This window comes from Nocardia pseudobrasiliensis NBRC 108224 (assembly GCF_001613105.1).
Taxonomy (GTDB): Bacteria; Actinomycetota; Actinomycetes; order Mycobacteriales; family Mycobacteriaceae; genus Nocardia; species Nocardia pseudobrasiliensis.
In genome coordinates this window covers 79,882-98,359 of record NZ_BDBS01000009.1, presented here as the reverse complement: position 1 = coordinate 98,359, position 18,478 = coordinate 79,882, and the positions used below count along the sequence as shown (strand labels likewise).

The window sequence follows — 18,478 nt, the reverse complement described above, 5'->3', positions numbered from 1 at the left end:
CGCTGTCATCGGCGTTGTCTAGAGAATTGGAGGTCCCGCCGAAAGGAAATGTGCTCCATGTCACTCGATGAATTCTTCGCCGAGTTCGATACCGGATCACTGCGACTGCGAAACAGATTCGCGATGGCCCCGATGACGAGAAGGAAGTCACCGGGCGGTGTCCCGAATGCGGAGAATGTCGAGTACTACCGCGCCCACGCGGCCGGTGGCGTGGGTCTGATCGTCACCGAGGGCACCCTCGTCCGCGGACCCGCCGCAGGTCCGCTCACCGAGGTGCCGCGCTTCTACGGCGACAGCGCCGAGGGCTGGCGCGCGGTGGTGGAGGCGGTGCACGCCGAGGGCTCGGCCATCGTTCCGCAGCTGTGGCATCTGGGCGTCGAACGTGGTGAGCAGCCCGAATTCGAGCCGGAGAGCCCGACGGTGAGCCCGTCCGGCGTCGACTACACCGGACGCCGGGTCGGCCGGGCGCTGGAATCCGGAGATCTGGACACGCTGGTGGGCTCCTATGTCGAATCGGCCGTGCTGGCCAGGGAACTCGGCTTCGACGGCATCGAACTGCACGGCGCTCACGGCTATCTGCTCGACGAATTCTTCTGGGCCGCAACCAATCACCGCGGCGACGACTATGGCGGGACCTTGCGCCGCCGCGCCGCGTTCCCCGCCCGCGTGGTGGCCGCCATCCGCGCGGCCGTCGGCCCCGAATTCACCATCATCTACCGCTATTCACAGTGGAAGGGCGTCGACTACACCGCCCGAATCGCCGAAACACCGGGCGAACTCGAGGAACTGCTCACTCCGCTGGTCGATGCCGGAGTGAATATCTTCCACACCTCTCTGCGGCGGCATTGGCTGCCCGAATTCACCGAGCACGCACAGGATCTGAGTCTCGCTGGCTGGACCAAGAAAATCACCGGCTTGCCGGTGATCACGGTCGGTTCCGTCGGGGTCGACAGCGTCTTCCGTGGCGATCGAATCGATGAGACCCAGGCTCAGCGCCTGCGGGTCCTGGAACAGCAATTCGAACGCGGTGAATTCGATATCGTCGCCCTCGGCCGCGCATTGCTGGCCGATCCGGAATGGGTCAATAAGGTCCAGGCAGGCCGGCTTTCGGAAATCACGCCCTTCCGCTAGACGGGGCCGGAATCGACAAAACCCCCTTCCGCGCGGCAGCATGAGGCGATGTCCGCGAACTGAAGGGGGATCGGTGATCGACTACGGAAACTTTCCGACACAGCCACTTCCGACACAGCCACTTCCGACGCAGCCACTTCCGACGCAGCCACTTTCGGTGCAGCCGGGTCTGGCCCGCGCCGGGGGACACGTCGCCGTCGCGGGACTGATCAGTCGGATCACGGGATTCGCCAAGACGATCGTGGTGGCCGCGGCGATCGGCGCGGCGGCCGTCGGGGATTCGTACAACCTCGCGAACAATATGCCGAACATGGTCTACGAGCTGATCCTCGGCAGCGTATTCGCCAGTGCCGTCGTGCCGCTGCTCATGCGGTCGCGCGGGCTCGGCCGCGCCCGGTCCCACGAGTTCACCCAGCGGGTACTGGTGGCGGCCGTCCTCGGCCTGGCCGCGGTCACCGCCGTGGCCGTACTCTGCGCGCCGCTGCTGGTGCGATTGCTCGGTGCCGGGGCCGAGCGGCGCGGTCTCACAACGCTGTTCGCGTACCTGCTGCTGCCGGAGATCTTCTTCTACGGGATCACGGTAATGCTGACCGCCGTGCTCAATGTCCGCGACAGCTTCGCCGCGGCGGCGTGGGCGCCGGTGGTCAACAATGTCGTCGTGCTGGCGACGGCGGGTGTGTTCGTGTTGCTGCCCGGGCCGGTCACGCTGACGCCGACCTCGATGACCACCGCGCAGGTCCTCACCCTCGGCCTCGGCACCACCGCGGGCATCGCGGGACAGGCCGCGTGGGTAGCGGTCGCACTGCGGCGCAACGGCTTTCACTGGAACTTCCGCGTCCGGCCGATTCCCTACACTTGGCGTCCGGTGCGCGCCGCGACGCCGCTGCTGACCTGGGTCCTGTGCTACGCCGCGATCAGCCAGATCGGCGTCGCGGTCACCATGCGCGTCGCCTCCGATCACGGCGGCATCTCGGTGTACACCTACGCCGATCCGCTGTTCCAGGTTCCCTACGGCATTCTCGCGGCCTCGCTGCTCACGGTGCTCATGCCGCGCCTGTCGCGCGCCGCCGCGGCCGGTGATCGTCCGGCCGTGATCGCCGATCTGGGCCGGGGCGCACGGTATCTCACGGTGGCCATGGTGCCGATGACGGTGGCCATGGCGCTGCTCGGGCCGGTATTCACCGCGGTGGTGTTCACCGGTCGCGTGGACGCGGACTCGGCCCGGCTGATCGGTGCGGCGGTGGCGGCGTCGGCATTCGGGCTGGCGCCGTTCGCCCTGGTGATGCTGCAGATGCGAGTGTTCTACGCCGACAACGACACTCGCACGCCCACGCTGATCAACCTCGCTATGGTGGCGACCAAGGTGTCGGTGCTGGCCGTATCGGCCGCGGCGCTGCCCGATCACGCGGTGGTGGTGATGCTGAGCGTGGCCGGGTCGGCCGCCTACCTCGTCGGCGCGCTCGCCGGGCATCTTTTGCTGCGCAGACGCTACGGACTCCTCGGATTCTCCACCGTCGCAGTCACTTTCGCGCGCGCGAGCTGGGCCGCCGCGCTGGCCGGGTGGTCGTGTCTGATCGCCATGGCCGCCGCGCGGCACGCGGTCGCCGATCCGATGCTCGCCCGACTGCTGACCCTCGCGGCGGGCGCGTCGATCGGCGTCGCGGTCTTCCTGCTCGCGGCCCGGGCGCTCGGAATCCCCGAAATCCGCAATGCCCGAACAATTTTGACCACATGATCGTATTCTGAGCGAGTGCCGGGGTCTCGGATCGGCCACCATTTTGACAATTGTCATAACTGTTTCGCGCGGAGACCGGGGGCCTGGCAATTTCTGGGTACACACTCCTGCAAGCCGGGCGAGACCCGGAGGCACGACAAATGAAGAAGTTACGATCATGCGTAGAGCAACGGCGCTCTCCGCCGCAATACTGTTGGCCATCCTCTTCACTCTCGTCAATCTGACCGGACCGAAGGCGAACGCCGCCAGCTGTTTCGGGGAGTGGTCCATCGGAATCGGCGGACTGGGAGACAACACATCGTCGGTGTTCATTCCGTTCGTCGATCAGCCAGTCGGCTACAACTCCACCGATCCGCTGTCGGGATTGAACGAACTCGACCGGTTGTTCTGGTCGCATCGCGACGAATGCCCGGGCGATCACATCCGGCTGATCGGGCACAGCGAAGGCGCGGGCATTCTGCACGCGTGGGTCACGGCCCATCAGGGCGTCGACAATGCCAATGCCATTCTGCTGGCGGATCCCAAGCGCGCACCCGGACCCGGGTGGGGCGGTTTGTCCTCGACGCCCGGCAGCGGGATCGTCGGCTATCCGCTGGCCGGTGTCGACGATTGGTTCGGTCCGTTCCCGGTCCTGACCGTCTGCAACCACGACGATCAGATCTGCGACACCTCGGCCGGTTGGTATGGCTACCTGTTCGCCGGCGCGCACGGTCGCTACGATTTCAACGTCTGGGACTACGGCGATTGGGATTCCGGGGTCTGGTACCGGTAATCCGATGAATCCTGGGGATCAGTAGCCCTGCGGCACTGGTCCCCACTGGCTGAAGCCGTGGCCCATCGAGGAGCATACGGCGACATCGCGATAGGTGATTTGGCAATTCGCCCCGGCGTAGGTGATCGAGAACCGCGCGGCGCGGGCATCGGCGGATTCGATGCGGGCCAGCGGCGGATTTCCGCCCGGCAGGGTATGGCTGCCGTTGGAGTTCCACTGCGGATGTGCGGGCATCGCGGCCGAATCGATGACGATCGCGGGCACATTCGGCACCGACATCTGCGCCCCGGCATAGAGCACATTCATCGACGGCGCCGGGGGCGTCAGGTCACAGCCCACCACCGAGTCCGCGCCGATCGAGCAGTTCCACCCGCCCATGGCGAAATACACGGTGTCGGCGGCGTGCGCGGCGCCGACACCGAACAGGCTCGTCCCGAACAGACATCCCACGGCACCGAGAATTCCCCCGCAAACCCTTGCGGTCACATACTTTCCGGCGACCATGAATCGAATTTATCACCATGCGCCGTAAAGGCAAGAGTTCCTGTCGAGGGGGCGCGACGCATATGCGAACCGATTCGGCGGATAGGGGAGACTGAGGGGATGACCGAGGGCGAGGAGCAATTGCTGGTGGTGGACGCGGCCAATGTGATCGGCTCGCGGCCCGACGGTTGGTGGCGCGATCGCGCGGGGGCCGCCCGGCGGCTGCTGTCGCGATTGTCGGCGCTGGGCGACGAACTGCCGCGCACGGTGGTTGTCCTCGAGGGTGCGGCGAAAGGCGCTGCGGCGGAGGCGGATTCACGCGTGGAGGTGGTGGCGGCCGAGGGGGCCGGCGACGACGCGATCGTCGCGGTGGTCGATTCGGCGATCCGCGCGGGTACGGCCTCGGTCACCGTGGTCACCGCCGATCGCGGCCTGCGCGAGCGCGTGACGGCGCTCGGCGCGAAAACCATGGGCCCGCGCCAACTTCTGGAACGCTTGGATACCCGGCGTTAGATCCGCGACTATCCCCGTCGACGCCCGAGCTGGCGGCGTTTGAAGAACACCTCTTCCATCGATTCCCACGGAATCGCGTCGACCAGAACGCTCAACCGGGCATCGTCACGGTATTCGGCCAGATGCCAATGCAATCCGGCCCGGCGCTCGCGCCGCAGCGTCGCCCAGACCGCGCCGATATGCGATTGCACCTCGGCATCGGCGCCCGCCAGGAATTCCAGCATCGGCTGCCACAGATCGGCCTCGGTGGCACAGGCGGGCAGATCGGCGAGGGTGGTGGGCGACAGGCCCGCCAGCAGCCGCGCGAACCAGCGGCGGGTCTCCGGCTCGAGGGCCCCGAGCAGTGTGAACAGGCCACGCCAGCTGGTCGGCCGGGAATCGCCGTCGAGTGCGGCGATCAGCGCCCGCATCGAGGGTTCGTGGGAAACGATCGGATTGGCGGCCAGCCGGGTCAGCGCCTCGGGACCGAGATGGCCCGCGACGGCGAACAATTCGGGTACCGCGCCCGCGCGAATGGCCGTATCGATGAGCGTGCCCAGCGCCTGATCGGAGCCGACGGTGAACAGGATGTCGCCGACCGTGGCGATGATATCGGGCTCGCAGCGGGCGAACACCGTCAGCGATGCCGTCTGCAGCTCCGGCGTCCCGGCCAGCACGGTATCGATGATGCGCAGGATCCGCTGTCCCGCACCGCCGAGCAGCTGGCGCACGATGGCGCTGAGGGCCTCGGCGGAGAAGGCGTAGGCCGCGGAGAACATCAATCCCGCGTCGTCCTGCACACCCTGTTCGACGGCCTCGATCAGCGCCGGTGTGGCATAGGCCAGGAACGGCCCGGCCGTGATGTAGTCGCCGCGGCGCAGTATCTCGTTGACGATGCGCACCACCGGTTCCGGCGGCGCGACATCGGCGAGCGTGCCGACCGTGCGCGGATCCAGAAAGGGCGCGCAGTCGGCGGCGTAGGCGGGATCCAACAGCGCGACGACCTCGGCCGCCTTCTTCGGATGATCGACCCCGACCGCGCCCGCGGCGCGCCCGGCCACCAGCGGCGGCACCAGCCGCTGCACCAGCGGCACCGAGATCGACAGCGGGATGATCGGCACCAATTTACTGATCCGCCCGAATGTTTCGGCATGCTGATCGAACAGCATCGCGGCCATCCGCTGCTGGATCTCGTGCACCTGTTGTGCGCCGAGGCGTTCCAGATGCGTCAGCCGCTCCGGCGGCACGTGCAGGGTGCGCGCCAGCAGGACGATCTGCGCCCGAGTGATCGGATCGCTCATCGGCCGAGCCGGTCGCCGAACATGATCTTCTTCGTGACGCCCCGCAGCGGCCGCGGCAGCGCGCCGATCATGGCGTCGACGGCCTCGCCGAGGGCGGCCGCCTCGTGCTCGCGCGCGGAGTGGAAAAGCGCCAGCAGATCATTGGTTTCGTGCTCGGTGAGCTCGTCGGTGGCCGCCAGCGGCCCGCGTAGCTCCTGTTCGAGGTCTGCTCTCGCGCTCATGCTGCTCCTGATCGTTCGTGTCTGGCATGGTAGGAGCGGACCAGCGCGGCGCGTGGCGAATTGAGCGCGCTTTGACCGATATCACCCAGCGGCGATCCTGTGGATCAGTTCGGCGAGTTCGGTCGGTCGCGACCACATCGGCCAGTGCCCGGTCGGCAGATCGAGGTAGTCGGCGGGCAGCCGGGACAGTTCGCCGAACAGCGGTTCGGAGCTCTCGTCGCGCAGGCGCTGGACCAGTTCGGCGCTGAAGCTGTTGCAGATGATCGTCGTGGGAACGTGCAGGCGCGCGGGGGAATCGCTCAGTTCCAGCGGTGCGGTGGCGATGCTCGCGGGTTCGGAGACCGCGTGCTCGCGGAAGTGCCGCAGGGCCGCCTCGTCCAGCCCGACCAGGCTGTTGCCCGCGGCCTCGAGCTCCGGCCAATCCGGCAGCGGCAGTTCGCGCGCGGACGCGGGCAGTTGGGGGACGAGGACGAAGCCGTTCGGCAGCGGTGCGGAGTCGACGTAGATCGTGCGCGAGAACCGCTGTGGCGCAAGATCGGTCGCCAGATAGGCGGGCGCGGAGCCGCCGGAATGCGATACCAGTACCGCGGGTTCGTCCCCGGCCGCGTCGATGATCGCGTCGGCCTGCTGTTTCAGCGTGACATCGAGCCGTCCGGGATCGGCGGGATCCAATCCGGGCAGGGTCAGGGCCCGCACCTCGTCGCCCCGGCGTCGCAACTCGCCGGCCACCTCGTCCCACGCCCACGCGCCCAGCCAGAAGCCGGGTACCAGAAGGATCGCCATGGCCTCGAGCATGGCATGCCTGGACCGCGGGGCGCTCCGCATTTTCCTGGCCCCTGTGCGCCAATTGTGCGCGGGTTTTCGTCCTAGGGCCTGCGGGCGATACCGCCCAGCATCGTCAGCCGGGTGGCGGGCGCGTCGTCGCCGAGCCACCGCTGCACCGGGGCCACACCGGGCTCGAGAAGTTCGAATCCCTCGAAGTACTCGGCGATCTCGGCGTGGGAGCGGTACACGAACTGGGCGGAGCTGCCCGCCGCGGCCCCCGCGGATTCCTCGAGAAAGGTCGGCTCGGTATCGGTGGAGCCGTGGCTGAGCACCAGATAGCTGCCGGGCGCCATCGCCTCGCGATACCCCGCGATGATCTCGGCCGGATGTTCGTCGTCCATCACGTAGTGCAGTACGCCGGTGAGCAGGACGGCGATCGGCTGCTCGAAATCGATCAGTTCGCGGTCGCGCAGCGCAGCGATGAGCTCGCGCGGTCGCCGGGCGTCGGCCAGGATCGGCGTCACGCCGGGTACACCGGACAGGAACGCGTTCGCGTGCGCCTGTACGACCGGGTCGTAATCGACGGCCACCACCCGCGCGTCCGCGTCGATCTTCTGCGCCATCTCGTGTACGGCCGGTGAGGTCGGGATGCCCGCGCCCAGATCGATGAACTGCCGCACCCCGGCTTGCGCGGCCGTGGTCGTGGCGAGCAGCACGAACTGCCGATTGGCGGCGGCAATGGCTCGAATATCGGGGATGGCCTCGATCATCTGCTCGGCCACGAGCCGATCGACGGAGTAGTTGTTGCGCCCGCCGAGTAGATAGTCGTACACCCGCGCGGAATTCGGCTTGGAGGCATCGACGCCCTTCGGCGCACGCCCGAGCTTCGACACCCGCACCTCCTCAGCGACAGAGCGTCAATCGTAGCAAGGAGGCGGGGTCGCGCCCGCGCGGCGGGTGTAGCGAATTTGCCTGGTATGTCCGGCATTCCGTGGGTTCGGACCGACGGATATCACCCGTGCCGATGACCCGCGCCCACCTCGGGCGTCGCCATGGGCGCGGGAGTCGACCGGTCCGGGCTCGGCCGAATGCCGCTGTCCCGCAGATAGATCTGATCGCCGAGGGCTACGCCTGCAAATTCGCCGATCAGTAGACCGGGCCGGTGTACTTCTCGCCCGGTCCCTTACCCGGCTCGTCCGGATGCGCCGAGGATTCCCGGAACGCGCGCTGCAGCGACTGCAGGCCCTCGCGGATCGGCCCGGCGTGCGGTCCGAGATACTCCACCGACGCGGTGACCAGTCCGGCCAGGGCGGTGATGACGCGGCGGGCCTCGTCCAGATCGCGGCGCGGGCTGGTGTCGGGGTCCTCGTCGGCCAGGCCCAGCTTCTCGGCGGCCGAACTCATCAGCATCACGGCCGCGCGGCTGATCACCTCGACGGCGGGGATGTCCGCCAGTTCGCGCACGGTCTCGGCTTCGTTCAGCGGCGCCTCACTCATGCCCGTAGCATGGCATCCGGAACCGATGTGCCTGGTCGCGGGGGCGGGCGATTTCAGGGTTCACGGTGGGGGATGTTAAGCTGTCCGGCGACGACCGCCCCGGTCCCGTTCTTCGGATCGGCTCGGGGCTCTAAGTGGAGCCCGACTCCCACCGTCCACCGGCACTGTGTTGTTCACGCGACACGCCAGGTACGACGGTCCGGTCGCCCATCATTTTCGATGGGTTCCTCGCGCGGGGTTTTCCCAGCGCAGGGTCGATGCGAGTTGTTCGCGTCGACGGCCGGTCGACATCGGGCCCCGTGGCGGTGAAATACCGTAACGGGGCTTTCGTGTTGGATATGGGGTTGCAGCTATAGCTTGCGGTCGTTGGACGACACCGCTTGACCTAGGAGGCCCCATCAGCACTGAGACCCGCATCAACGATCGCATCCGCGTACCCGAGGTCCGCCTCATCGGACCCGGCGGCGAGCAGGTTGGGATCGTGCGTGTTGAAGATGCACTGCGCGTCGCCATGGAGGCTGATCTCGACCTGGTCGAGGTCGCACCGGATGCGCGCCCACCGGTCTGTAAGATCATGGACTACGGCAAGTTCAAGTACGAGACGGCGCAGAAAGCGCGCGAGTCCCGGAAGAACCAGCAGCAGACCGTGATCAAGGAGCAGAAGCTCCGTCCGAAGATCGATGACCACGACTACGAGACGAAGAAGGGTCACGTCCTGCGCTTCCTGCAGGCGGGCTCGAAGGTCAAGGTCACGATCATGTTCCGTGGTCGCGAGCAGTCGCGGCCCGAGCTCGGCTTCCGGCTTCTGCAGCGGTTGGCGTCCGACGTCGCCGAATTCGGTTTCGTCGAGACCTCGGCCAAGCAGGACGGCCGGAATATGACAATGGTCCTCGCGCCGCACAAGGGCGCGAAGACGCGGACGAAGGCACAGCAGGCGGCATCGTCGCAGCGAGATGCCGCGCCCGCCACCGGTGGAGAAGCTCCGGCCGCGGAGGCCGGCGGGGCCCCTCCGCAGTAAACCCGATACAGGACCGGCGGTTTCGCGAGTTTCGCGCGCCGCCGGAACGAGACAGATTGAGGAATCCATGCCGAAGATGAAGTCCCACAGCGGCGCCTCGAAGCGATTCAAGGTGACCGGTAGCGGCAAGCTGCGTCGCCAGCAGGCGAACCGTCGCCACCTGCTCGAGCACAAGCCCACTACCCGGACTCGTCGTCTGGACGGTACGGAGCCGGTCGCGAAGGCCGATGTCCGTCGCATCAAGAAGCTGCTCGGTCTCTAGAGCCAGCCCTCCGCGATCCGTTTACGGACGCCTCAACCGACCATCCCTCCGGGCGCCGCGAGCGCCCCTCGATCGAACAAGGACTGACCAGTGGCACGCGTCAAAAGGGCCGTCAACGCTCAGAAGAAGCGCCGTTCCGTTCTCGAAGCCAGCAAGGGCTACCGTGGCCAGCGGTCGCGGCTGTACCGCAAGGCCAAGGAGCAGCAGCTCAAGTCGCTGACCTACGCCTTCCGGGACCGCCGGGCGCGCAAGGGTGACTTCCGCAAGCTCTGGATCGCCCGTATCAACGCGGCGGTTCGCGCGAACGACATGACCTACAACCGCTTCATCCAGGGCCTGAAGGCCGCGGGTGTCGAGGTGGACCGCAAGATCCTGGCCGAGCTGGCCGTGTCCGACGCCGAGGCGTTCGCCGGTCTGGTCGCGGTCGCCAAGGCGGCTCTGCCGGAGGACGTCAACGCTCCGGCCGCCTGAGCCCCGAGCCTTGATCTCTCGTCATTCGGAACGACCCGTGGAAGCGCTGTCCGAGCGCAATCCACGGGTCGTTTCGGCTGTGAAGCTGCATCGCGGCGTCGCGCGTCGCAAATCCGGGCTGTTCCTGGCCGAGGGCGCGAATTCCGTTGCGGCGGCGCTGGATACGGAACGGGTCCATGAGCTGTTCTATTCGGTGCGTGCCGCCGAACGCGAACACGAACTGGTCGCGGGTGCGATCGCCCAGGGCGTGCGGGCCACGCTGGTGAGCGAGCGGGCCGCCGAGCAGCTGGGGGAGACGGTGACCCCGCCCGGTCTGGTGGCGGTGTGTCGTTCGGTGGATATCCCTCTGCCGCAGGTACTTTCGGCCGCGCCGCGCATGCTGGCCGTACCGGTGGAGATCTCCGATCCGGGCAATGCGGGCACCCTGATCCGGGTGGCCGACGCGGTCGGCGCGGACGGCGTCGTCCTGGCCGGGGATTCGGTCGATCCGCACAACGGCAAATGCGTACGCGCCTGTGCGGGCAGCCTTTTCCACGTTCCCCTCGCCCGCGAACGCGATACCGACACCGTGCTGGCGGCGCTGCGCGAGGCCGGAATCACCGTGCTGGCCACGACCGCCCGGGGTGAGGTCGACCTCGACGACGCCGAGGAGATACTCCGCGGGCCGGTGGCGTGGCTGTTCGGCAACGAGGCGCACGGACTCGATCCGGCGGTCGCCGAGCGCGCCGACCATCGCATCCGCATCCCGATCCACGGCCGCGCGGAAAGTCTGAATCTGGCTGCCGCCGCGGCGATCTGCCTCTACGCCGGTGCGCGGGTGCGGTACCGCTAGGCGATATCGGCGACGAACAACAGCAGTCGGCGTCCGGCCAGGCGCGCGGCGAGCGGCAGGCCCGGACCCTCGTCCTCGCGGTTGATGATGCGCGCGTTGACCACATGCAGCCGGCGTCCGAGACGTCGTACATCGGCCTCCCCGGCGGCGACCACATTCTTGGCCCAGTCGGTGCGCCCGTGCCCGAGCGCGACATAGAACTTGCCCCGGTGCTGGAACCCGTTGACCGGAGTCGAATAGGCCCGCCCCGACTTGCGTCCGCGATGTTCGATCACCGCGAAGCCGGGCAGATACGGCGCCAGCGGGCGCACCAACGGATTCATGTACCGGACCTGCAGCCGGTCGAGCCATTCGGGAAATATGCTCTTGCCTCGATCGATGGTCGTCATATCCGCAGGTTACCAAGCATGCCTACCGGTCGGCAGGGCGAGCATCGTGCGAGGATTCTCGAAACAGGCGCGGCGACCGGAAGGACTTTCATGAAGTTCGGTAAGGGCGTGACACTACTGATCGGCGCGGGCATTCTCATAGCGAGCGTCGTGGCATGCGATTCGAACGAGCATGGCGGCCACGCGCTGCGGTGGACGGCCATTCGCGCGGATGCGGCCGGATTCGGGCGGGCGCCGGTCATTCTCACCTCCGGTGACGAATCCGTTCTGGTCGACGGTGGGTTCACGCTCTCCGACGGAAAAGCCGTCGCCGACCGAATCGCCTCCATCGGCAAACCTTTGACGAGCGTATTCGTCTCCGCCAGCGATCCGGACTACTACTTCGGCCTGCGCCCGATCACCGAGCGATTCCCCGACGCCAAGGTGATCGCGCCCGAGGATGTGGTGGCGGCGATTCACGGCAGTGTCGCGGGCAAGATCGCGACCTGGTCCCCACAACTGGGCGACAACGGGCCGCGCGCGGTGGCCGATGTCGTGGCGCCGCATCCCACCGCGCAGCAGACGCTGACCGTCGGCGGGCATTCGATCGATATCGTGCGCGCCGACAATCTGGGCGATCACTATTACCTGTGGTCGCCCGATCTCGACGCCATCTTCGGCGGCAATCTGGTCTTCTCCGGCGAACATCTGTTCATCGCCGATCTGCCCGGCCTGGCACAGCGGCAGCAGTGGATCACCACGCTCGACACCATGCTCGGCCGAAATCCGAAGATCGTCGTGGCCGGACACGCGGCCGCCGGAATCGATAACGGCATTGCCGCGCTGCGCTTCACCCGCGACTATCTGACCGCCTTCGACGACGCCGACGCGCACACCTCCGACAGCGCGGCCCTCATCGCCGCCATGCGACAGCGCTATCCCGGGCTGCCCGGTGACAGCAATCTGGAATTGAGCGCCAAGGTGGTGAAGGGCGAAATGCGTTGGGGCTGACCGCCGTCCCGGCCACCTGCCGGTCTGCCATACTCCAGTCATGGCAACCGGTCACAACTACGAGGCGATCTTCCGGGTCTACGACACCGACGACAGCGGCTACCTCGACCGCGACGAACTAGCCGCCATGCTCCGAGAATTCGGCGCCACCACCGGCACAGACCAATTCATGACCGATCTGGACCTCGACCGAAACGGCAAACTGACCTACTCCGAATTCGCGAAACTGTGCGACCACCTCTTCACCTCCGAGAAATAGGATTGCCCTGACTCTTTCGCGCGGCTAACTTCCTCGGGGTGCCCACATTCGAGGAGATCACCCGGCATACCGACCCCGACCCCACCGAGAACCCCTGGGTCGACGGGCCGCCGCGGGCGGAGACCGTGGTGATCGTCGCCTACGATCCGCGGTGGCCGGATCGTTTTCAGCTGCTGGCCAACGATATTCGGGCGGTGTTGGGTGAGGCGGCGCTGGAGGTCGAGCATGTGGGGTCCACGGCGGTGGCGGGGCTCGCCGCCAAGGATGTGGTCGATATCGACCTCACCGTGGCGGATCCGACCGACGAGCCTTCCTATGTTCCGGCCCTCGAAGCGCTCGGGTACGTGCTGACGGTTCGGGAGCCGTCGTTTCACGAGCATCGTTGTCTCAGGCTCGGCGAGCCTCGAGTGAATCTGCATGTGTTCGGGCCGGAGAGTCCGGAGATCATCCGCCATCGGATGTTTCGTGACTGGTTGCGTGAACATCCCGAGGATCGCGCACTGTACGAACGGGCCAAGCGGGAGGCGGTTCCGGGCGGCGGCGGGGTCATGGACTACAACATCCGCAAGCAGAGGGTGATTCGAGAGATCTACGACCGTCTGTTTCGTGCCGCCGGGATGCTGTGATCATGTGGACCGGGGCCGCAACACATCCTCGACCAGGGTGTCCACCAGGCCCCGCGCGATACTCGACCCGGTCAGCGCGCAGTACACGATCGGCCCGACCAGGGCGTCGAGTGCGGCATCCACGCCCAGGCGCGGCGCGATCTCCCCGGCATCCACCGCGCGCGTGAGCAATTCGCGCTCCCGAGCCCGGCGCGGCGCGAGATAACGCTGCCGCAGACTCGCGGCAGTGGCGGGATCGTGCTGCGCCTGGGCCAGTAGCGCGAGCAGCACCTTGCCCGCGGGATCGCGGGTGAGAAATCGCGCGAAGCCGCGCAGATAACCGCGGATGCCGTCGACCGTTGCCCTGTCCGCCGGGACCGGAAACCGCTTCTCGCTGTCCTCGATCAGCGTATCGAGCAGGATCTCCACCTTCGACGGCCACCAGCGATAGATCGTCTGCTTGGCCACCCCGGCCCGCCGCGCGATCGCCTCGATGGTCAGCGCGCCGAAGCCGTGCTCGACGAGCAGATCATCGGCCGCGTGCAGCACGGCCAGGCGCGCGGCCTCGTCGCGACGATTGCCGGAACGCGGCCTGGGAGGGTGGGAATCCGCAGCAGGCATGGCGACACCTTACCAACCAGCGGGGACGTGCTGTACCGTTGACGCAACGTTGCGTCTAGACACAACGTTGCGTCTAATCGAAATAGGAGTAGATATGTCCACGTCATCCCACCGCCGAGCCCTCGTCGTCGGCGCCTCCCGCGGCCTGGGCCTGGTCCTGGCCGACGAGCTCATCCGCCGCGGCTGGCAGGTCATCGCCACGACCCGCCGACCCGGCGGCGAACTACAGGCCAGGGCCGAGGCGTCGAACGGACAGCTGATCATCGAATCGCTCGAGATGACCGACCCCGCCCAACTGACCGCCCTGCGTGAGCGCCTGGCCGACCGCGCATTCGATCTGCTGTTCGTCAATGCCGCGATCGATCGCGGCGATCTGTCGATCGATCAGGTCCCCACCGAGATGTTCACCGAGGTGATGATCACCAACGCGCTGAGCCCGCTACGCACCGTCGAGACCCTGCGCGACCTGGTCGTCCCCGGCGGAACCGTCGCGATCATGTCCTCCGAACAGGGCAGCGTCTCGCAGAACACCGAGGAGGGCTACGAGCTCTACAAGGCCAGCAAGGCCGCGCTCAATCAGCTGATGCGCAGCTACGCCACCCGTTATGTCGACGACGGGCACACCAAACTGCTCATCGACCCGGGTCACAACCGGACCCTGCTCGGCGGACCCGACGCACCCCTCGAACCGGAGGACAGCATCCCGGCGGTCGTCGACGTCCTCGAGGCGCAGGCGGGCGCGCCGGGTCTGCAATTCCTGGATCGCCACGGCAAGACCGTCCCCTGGTAGAGCGACCGGTCCGCACTCGCGAAATCCGTTCGGAGTAGGACGGATTCGCGACCGTGCCGCGAAGTCCTTGTTAGGATTGCCGGATGTCCACGGCGGCGATCGCCGCGGGTCGTACTGCTGAGGATTCACCGCGATGATCGTTGTCCGGAGTATGGCCGAGCTGCGCGAAATGCTCTCGGCGCCACGCGATCGGGGTGAGAGCATCGGCTACGTGCCGACCATGGGCGCCCTGCACGAAGGACATCTCGCCCTCGTCCGCGCGGCCAAGACGCGTGATGATGTGGTGGTGGCGTCGGTTTTCGTCAATCCGCTGCAATTCGCGCCCCATGAGGATTTCGAATCCTATCCGCGCGACGAGGACCGGGATCTGGGACTCTGCGAGAAGGCCGAGGTCGATATCGCCTGGCTGCCCTCGGCGCAGGAGCTGTTCCCGCCCGGCTTCGGGCTGACCGTCGCGGTGCCGCGGCTGTCGTCGGTGCTGTGCGGGCGCAGTCGCCCCACCCATTTCGCCGGGGTCACCACCGAGATGGCCAAGATCCTGATCCAACTCGCCCCGACCGCGGTGTATCTGGGGGAGAAGGACTTTCAGCAATTGGTGGTGATGCGGGCTCTGGTCCGCGACCTGGGCCTGCCACTCGAGGTGCGCGGGGTGCCGACCGTGCGCGAGCCGGACGGTCTGGCCCTGTCCTCCCGCAACGCCTATCTGACCATCGCCGAACGCCCCAGCGCCGCAGCGCTTTTCCGCATCCTGTCCGAACTGGTCGCGGCGCTGCGGGCCGAACCGGATTCGGTCGCCGCGATACTCGACGAGGGCCGCCGCGAGTTGGTGCGGGCGGGCGTGGCGCGCATCGACTATCTGGAACTGGTCGACAGTGAAACCCTCGAACCCGTGCGGATCGCGATCCGTAGCAACCGGCTGGTGGCGGCCGTCTGGGTCGGGAACACCCGACTGATCGACAATCTCGAGATTTGACCCGAAGGCAACAATGGACATGATCACGGACCTGCTCGAGGCCGTATCCGACGATGTGCGGGCGCGCCGAATCGCGGGCGCGGTCGTGGCGGTCACGGCCGGTGGCTCGCTGATCGATCTGCGCGCCGTCGGCACCCTCGGTCCCGACGCCGCGACACCCATGCGCGAGGACGCGATCTTTCGCATCTACTCCATGACGAAGGTCTTCACGGCCCTGGCGACCCTGACGATGACGGCCGAGGGCCGGCTCCGACTCGACGACCCGGTGTCGACATGGCTGCCGTACTTCACCGACGTACGCGTCGAGGCCGACGGCGTACTGCGCCCGCCGAAACGGCCACTGCTGATCGAGGATCTGATGCGCCAGACCGCGGGCATCGGCGGCGGGCATCACACCTCGCGCAATATCAAGCCCTACTACGACCGCGCCGCGGTGCGGAAGTACGAGCACCGCACCGACTCGCACACCCTGGACGAGGTCGTGCGCACCCTCGCCCGCCAACCCCTGGCCGCGGACCCGGGCACCGTCTGGGAATACGGCATGGCCATGGACGTCCTCGGCCGCATCCTGGAACTCGCCGACAACCGACCCCTCGACGAGATCATCGAGCAGCGGGTCTGCCGCCCACTCGGCCTGCGCGACACCGGTTTCAGCGTCCGTGCGGCGGATCTGCACCGCGTGGCCGAACCGCTGCCGGACCAACCCGGAACACCCGAACACCTCGTGACCCACCGCAAGCGTCCCGCTTGGCTGTCGGCCGGATCCGGCGGCTACTCGACCGCCGCCGATTTCGCCCGGCTGCTGTGCGCGATCGCCGCCGACCGCGACGGCCGACTGTCCATCCCGGCCCTGGGACCCGTCACCCGCGACATATTCGTCGATCGGATCGGACCGCTCGCGGGCGGCGGCCCCGACTACATCCCCGGCAAGGGCTACGGCTTCTCCTACGGCCTGCACGTGCCGAGCAGCGAACCGGCCTGGGCGGCAGCGGATCCGAGCGCGCACACCGTGGGCTGGCTGGGCCGCGCGGCGACCTGTTTCGTCTACGACATTCCCAGCGGGGTGGGCGCGGTGCTGATGACCCAGTGCTACGGGCGAGCGGTCCACTATCGCGACGAGGTCCGCTCGATCGTCGCCCAGTACCGGGCCTGACCGTGGACGCGGCCCTCGACGAGCCGGTCGTCCTCGTGCGGGGATTGCGTAAGGCGTACGGCTCGGTCACGGCCCTGAACGGCGTGGATCTGGCCATCGGGCGCGGGGAGATCTTCGGACTGCTGGGCCGCAACGGCGCGGGTAAATCCACCGCCCTGGACATCATCTGCGGGCTGCTCGCGCCGAGCGCCGGACAGGTGGAGGTCTTCGGCCGCGATGTGCGCGGGCACGGCCGATCGGTGCGACGGCGGATCGGCTATGTGCCGCAGGACAATACGGTGTATCTGGCGATGACGGTGTGGCAGAACCTGCGCTTCGCCGCCATCGCGCGCGGCCTGTCGCGGCGCGGCGCACAGCGCCGGGCCGCGGAGGTGATGGAACGCCTCGGGCTGGATCGGATCGCCGATCGCGGTGGGGCGTATCTGTCCGGGGGCGAACGCCGTCGGCTTTCGATCGGCATGGGAATCGTGCATTCGCCGCCGCTGATGGTGCTGGACGAGCCGAGTACCGGCGTCGATATCGACTCTCGCCACGCCATTCACAATCTGCTGCGTGAACTGCGCGGCGAGGGTTCGACGATCCTCTACACCACCCACCATCTCGAGGAAGCCGAATCCCTCTGCGACCGTGTGGGTGTGCTCGATACCGGATCGATCGTCGTCACCGCCGACGTGAAGAACTTCGTGGCCGAATACGCCAGCCCGTACTGCGAGATCGCCACCGACGAGACCGCGGCCGTGGCGGCGCTGCTGCGCGACGCGGTGCCCGATATCGCGATCACCGTGCGCGACAGGCGTATTCGGGTGAGCACGCCACAGGTGGAGATCCTGCCCGCGGTGGTCCGCGCGATCGACGAGAGTCACCTGCCCGTCAAAGATGTGCGTTCGATACCGGTTTCGCTGGAGAACGCGTTCCTGCACGCGCTCGAACAGTACCGGCCCGGATCGGAGGTTCGATGACCCTCACCTGGGCCTTCATTCGCAAGGAGCTGGCGACCTGGCGGCAGGATCCGACCCTGTTCGTATTCCTGTTCGCCGCACCGCTTCTGATGCAGGCGTTGCTCAGCGATGCTTTCTCCGGGATCACCGGCGGCGCGGGGGCGAATCAGACCGTCCCCGGCTTCACGATCATGTTCGGCTTCTATGTCATGATGTTCATGGGCACCTCCCACTATCGCGAACATGCCTCCGGCGCATGGACATTGGTGCGTTCCAGCGGGCTGTCGCGGGGTGTGATGGCGATCCAGCTCGCGATACCGTACTTCCTGCTCTCGGCGGCGCAGATGACGCTGTTGGTGCTCACCGGCCGAATGCTGTTCGGCGGCACGATCAACGGTTCACCGGTGGCCCTGGCCGTACTCGTCGTGACCATCGCCTGGACCGCCATCGCGCTGGGACTCGTGCTGACCTCGCTCACCCGCAATGTCTCGGCCATGCAGAACCTGTGCCAGCTGGTCGTACTCGGAATGGGCGCGGTCGGCGGCGCGATCGTGCCGGTGCGGCTCATGCCTGCCTGGGATCGTCCGCTCGCGCCGCTGACCCCGCAGTACTGGGCGGTGGATGGTATGCGCCGGGTCCTGACCGAACACGGGGGGTTGGCGAGTATCGCGCAGAATCTCGCCGTACTCATCGGATGGGCCTGCGTGCTGTCGATCATCGCGACCGTCGCCTTCGATCCGGGAAGTCAGCGTCGGGTCGCGATCCGCTGAAGGAGGAGCA

At 67.3% G+C, this 18,478-nt stretch carries 24 protein-coding genes; 16 read left to right on the top strand and 8 right to left on the bottom strand.

Going from position 1 to position 18,478, the window contains the following annotated elements; all coding sequences use genetic code 11:
- Positions 1-57 precede the first annotated feature (57 nt).
- The 3 genes from NP4_RS10045 (at position 58) to NP4_RS10035 (ending at position 3,638) form a co-directional block, all read left to right on the top strand.
- On the top strand, positions 58-1,131 hold the full coding sequence (locus NP4_RS10045) for an oxidoreductase (protein WP_245997910.1): 1,074 nt from the start codon (positions 58-60) through the stop codon (positions 1,129-1,131).
- Positions 1,132-1,288: 157 nt separating this feature from the next.
- Positions 1,289-2,866: a murein biosynthesis integral membrane protein MurJ gene (murJ, locus tag NP4_RS10040; protein WP_067995399.1), complete on the top strand. Its 1,578-nt coding sequence runs from the start codon at positions 1,289-1,291 to the stop codon at positions 2,864-2,866.
- A gap of 157 nt (positions 2,867-3,023) precedes the next feature.
- Complete coding sequence (locus NP4_RS10035) at positions 3,024-3,638, top strand: alpha/beta hydrolase family protein (RefSeq protein ID WP_067995396.1); 615 nt, start codon at positions 3,024-3,026, stop codon at positions 3,636-3,638.
- Positions 3,639-3,656: 18 nt separating this feature from the next.
- On the opposite strand, the gene NP4_RS10030 is transcribed toward NP4_RS10035, so the two are convergent.
- The gene (locus NP4_RS10030; RefSeq protein ID WP_067995393.1) at positions 3,657-4,142 is read right to left on the bottom strand and encodes a hypothetical protein; all 486 of its coding nucleotides are present in this window, start codon (positions 4,140-4,142) and stop codon (positions 3,657-3,659) included.
- A 99-nt stretch (positions 4,143-4,241) separates the two neighbouring features.
- Here NP4_RS10030 and NP4_RS10025 point away from each other — a divergent pair, with 99 nt between their 5' ends.
- The gene (locus tag NP4_RS10025; RefSeq protein WP_067995389.1) at positions 4,242-4,634 is read left to right on the top strand and encodes an NYN domain-containing protein; all 393 of its coding nucleotides are present in this window, start codon (positions 4,242-4,244) and stop codon (positions 4,632-4,634) included.
- 8 nt (positions 4,635-4,642) lie between these two features.
- Here NP4_RS10025 and NP4_RS10020 read toward each other — a convergent pair whose 3' ends face one another.
- The 5 genes from NP4_RS10020 to NP4_RS10000 form a co-directional block, all read right to left on the bottom strand.
- Positions 4,643-5,914, bottom strand: a complete 1,272-nt coding sequence (locus tag NP4_RS10020; RefSeq protein ID WP_067995386.1) for a hypothetical protein — start codon at positions 5,912-5,914, stop codon at positions 4,643-4,645.
- Positions 5,911-6,135: a hypothetical protein gene (locus NP4_RS10015; RefSeq protein WP_067995383.1), complete on the bottom strand. Its 225-nt coding sequence runs from the start codon at positions 6,133-6,135 to the stop codon at positions 5,911-5,913. Before NP4_RS10015 ends, NP4_RS10020 begins: the two co-directional genes overlap by 4 nt.
- Before the next feature lie 81 nt (positions 6,136-6,216).
- Positions 6,217-6,918, bottom strand: coding sequence for an alpha/beta fold hydrolase (locus tag NP4_RS10010; protein WP_067995380.1), 702 nt, complete (start codon positions 6,916-6,918; stop codon positions 6,217-6,219).
- Positions 6,919-7,001: 83 nt separating this feature from the next.
- On the bottom strand, positions 7,002-7,793 hold the full coding sequence (locus tag NP4_RS10005; protein WP_067995922.1) for an SAM-dependent methyltransferase: 792 nt from the start codon (positions 7,791-7,793) through the stop codon (positions 7,002-7,004).
- Positions 7,794-8,046: 253 nt separating this feature from the next.
- Entirely contained in the window at positions 8,047-8,397 is a 351-nt protein-coding gene (locus tag NP4_RS10000; RefSeq protein WP_067995377.1) for a DUF1844 domain-containing protein, read from the bottom strand.
- Positions 8,398-8,749: 352 nt separating this feature from the next.
- Here NP4_RS10000 and infC point away from each other — a divergent pair, with 352 nt between their 5' ends.
- From infC to NP4_RS09980, 4 genes are all read left to right on the top strand, one after another.
- Positions 8,750-9,415: a translation initiation factor IF-3 gene (gene infC, locus NP4_RS09995; RefSeq protein WP_082875722.1), complete on the top strand. Its 666-nt coding sequence runs from the start codon at positions 8,750-8,752 to the stop codon at positions 9,413-9,415.
- A 67-nt stretch (positions 9,416-9,482) separates the two neighbouring features.
- The gene (gene rpmI / locus NP4_RS09990) at positions 9,483-9,677 is read left to right on the top strand and encodes a 50S ribosomal protein L35 (RefSeq protein ID WP_062514033.1); all 195 of its coding nucleotides are present in this window, start codon (positions 9,483-9,485) and stop codon (positions 9,675-9,677) included.
- A gap of 90 nt (positions 9,678-9,767) precedes the next feature.
- Positions 9,768-10,148 (top strand): 50S ribosomal protein L20, encoded by a 381-nt coding sequence (gene rplT / locus NP4_RS09985; RefSeq protein WP_062514031.1) that lies wholly within the window; start codon positions 9,768-9,770, stop codon positions 10,146-10,148.
- A gap of 37 nt (positions 10,149-10,185) precedes the next feature.
- A complete protein-coding gene (locus NP4_RS09980; protein WP_067995372.1) occupies positions 10,186-10,980 on the top strand; it encodes a TrmH family RNA methyltransferase in 795 nt (264 codons plus the stop codon).
- On the opposite strand, the gene NP4_RS09975 is transcribed toward NP4_RS09980, so the two are convergent.
- Positions 10,977-11,369, bottom strand: a complete 393-nt coding sequence (locus NP4_RS09975) for a nitroreductase family deazaflavin-dependent oxidoreductase (RefSeq protein WP_067995369.1) — start codon at positions 11,367-11,369, stop codon at positions 10,977-10,979. The genes NP4_RS09980 and NP4_RS09975 overlap by 4 nt on opposite strands.
- Positions 11,370-11,459: 90 nt before the next feature.
- Between NP4_RS09975 and NP4_RS09970 the strand changes: the two genes are divergently transcribed.
- From NP4_RS09970 to NP4_RS09960, 3 genes are read left to right on the top strand one after another with little or no spacing between them, the layout of a single operon-like run.
- Complete coding sequence (locus NP4_RS09970; RefSeq protein WP_067995366.1) at positions 11,460-12,359, top strand: MBL fold metallo-hydrolase; 900 nt, start codon at positions 11,460-11,462, stop codon at positions 12,357-12,359.
- Between the two features lie 40 nt (positions 12,360-12,399).
- Complete coding sequence (locus NP4_RS09965; RefSeq protein ID WP_067995364.1) at positions 12,400-12,618, top strand: EF-hand domain-containing protein; 219 nt, start codon at positions 12,400-12,402, stop codon at positions 12,616-12,618.
- A gap of 38 nt (positions 12,619-12,656) precedes the next feature.
- Positions 12,657-13,244 (top strand): GrpB family protein, encoded by a 588-nt coding sequence (locus NP4_RS09960; RefSeq protein ID WP_067995360.1) that lies wholly within the window; start codon positions 12,657-12,659, stop codon positions 13,242-13,244.
- Here the strand turns inward: NP4_RS09960 and NP4_RS09955 are convergent, their stop codons facing one another.
- A complete protein-coding gene (locus tag NP4_RS09955; protein ID WP_067995356.1) occupies positions 13,245-13,844 on the bottom strand; it encodes a TetR/AcrR family transcriptional regulator in 600 nt (199 codons plus the stop codon).
- 94 nt (positions 13,845-13,938) lie between these two features.
- On the opposite strand from NP4_RS09955, the gene NP4_RS09950 reads away from it, so the two are divergent.
- The 5 genes from NP4_RS09950 to NP4_RS09930 all read left to right on the top strand — a co-directional run bounded on the left by NP4_RS09950 (position 13,939) and on the right by NP4_RS09930 (position 18,468).
- Positions 13,939-14,634, top strand: coding sequence for an SDR family NAD(P)-dependent oxidoreductase (locus NP4_RS09950; protein WP_067995352.1), 696 nt, complete (start codon positions 13,939-13,941; stop codon positions 14,632-14,634).
- Positions 14,635-14,767: 133 nt separating this feature from the next.
- Positions 14,768-15,607, top strand: a complete 840-nt coding sequence (panC, locus tag NP4_RS09945) for a pantoate--beta-alanine ligase (RefSeq protein ID WP_067995350.1) — start codon at positions 14,768-14,770, stop codon at positions 15,605-15,607.
- Between the two features lie 19 nt (positions 15,608-15,626).
- Positions 15,627-16,760: a serine hydrolase domain-containing protein gene (locus tag NP4_RS09940; protein WP_169813705.1), complete on the top strand. Its 1,134-nt coding sequence runs from the start codon at positions 15,627-15,629 to the stop codon at positions 16,758-16,760.
- Positions 16,761-16,762: 2 nt separating this feature from the next.
- On the top strand, positions 16,763-17,719 hold the full coding sequence (locus NP4_RS09935; RefSeq protein WP_169813704.1) for an ABC transporter ATP-binding protein: 957 nt from the start codon (positions 16,763-16,765) through the stop codon (positions 17,717-17,719).
- Positions 17,716-18,468: an ABC transporter permease gene (locus NP4_RS09930; RefSeq protein WP_067995346.1), complete on the top strand. Its 753-nt coding sequence runs from the start codon at positions 17,716-17,718 to the stop codon at positions 18,466-18,468. Before NP4_RS09935 ends, NP4_RS09930 begins: the two co-directional genes overlap by 4 nt.
- The last annotated feature ends 10 nt before the right edge of the window (positions 18,469-18,478 follow it).

Coding starts and splice junctions, on each gene's coding strand:
- NP4_RS09955 (WP_067995356.1), bottom strand. CDS start 13,844: ATGCCTGCTGCGGATTCCCACCCTCCCAGGCCGCGTTCCGGCAATCGT.
- NP4_RS10020 (WP_067995386.1), bottom strand. CDS start 5,914: ATGAGCGATCCGATCACTCGGGCGCAGATCGTCCTGCTGGCGCGCACC.
- NP4_RS09930 (WP_067995346.1), top strand. CDS start 17,716: ATGACCCTCACCTGGGCCTTCATTCGCAAGGAGCTGGCGACCTGGCGG.
- NP4_RS09970 (WP_067995366.1), top strand. CDS start 11,460: ATGAAGTTCGGTAAGGGCGTGACACTACTGATCGGCGCGGGCATTCTC.
- NP4_RS09965 (WP_067995364.1), top strand. CDS start 12,400: ATGGCAACCGGTCACAACTACGAGGCGATCTTCCGGGTCTACGACACC.
- NP4_RS09950 (WP_067995352.1), top strand. CDS start 13,939: ATGTCCACGTCATCCCACCGCCGAGCCCTCGTCGTCGGCGCCTCCCGC.
- NP4_RS10000 (WP_067995377.1), bottom strand. CDS start 8,397: ATGAGTGAGGCGCCGCTGAACGAAGCCGAGACCGTGCGCGAACTGGCG.
- NP4_RS10025 (WP_067995389.1), top strand. CDS start 4,242: ATGACCGAGGGCGAGGAGCAATTGCTGGTGGTGGACGCGGCCAATGTG.
- NP4_RS10010 (WP_067995380.1), bottom strand. CDS start 6,918: ATGGCGATCCTTCTGGTACCCGGCTTCTGGCTGGGCGCGTGGGCGTGG.
- rpmI (WP_062514033.1), top strand. CDS start 9,483: ATGCCGAAGATGAAGTCCCACAGCGGCGCCTCGAAGCGATTCAAGGTG.
- NP4_RS10030 (WP_067995393.1), bottom strand. CDS start 4,142: ATGGTCGCCGGAAAGTATGTGACCGCAAGGGTTTGCGGGGGAATTCTC.
- NP4_RS10015 (WP_067995383.1), bottom strand. CDS start 6,135: ATGAGCGCGAGAGCAGACCTCGAACAGGAGCTACGCGGGCCGCTGGCG.
- panC (WP_067995350.1), top strand. CDS start 14,768: ATGATCGTTGTCCGGAGTATGGCCGAGCTGCGCGAAATGCTCTCGGCG.
- NP4_RS10045 (WP_245997910.1), top strand. CDS start 58: ATGTCACTCGATGAATTCTTCGCCGAGTTCGATACCGGATCACTGCGA.
- NP4_RS09940 (WP_169813705.1), top strand. CDS start 15,627: ATGATCACGGACCTGCTCGAGGCCGTATCCGACGATGTGCGGGCGCGC.
- NP4_RS10035 (WP_067995396.1), top strand. CDS start 3,024: ATGCGTAGAGCAACGGCGCTCTCCGCCGCAATACTGTTGGCCATCCTC.
- NP4_RS09975 (WP_067995369.1), bottom strand. CDS start 11,369: ATGACGACCATCGATCGAGGCAAGAGCATATTTCCCGAATGGCTCGAC.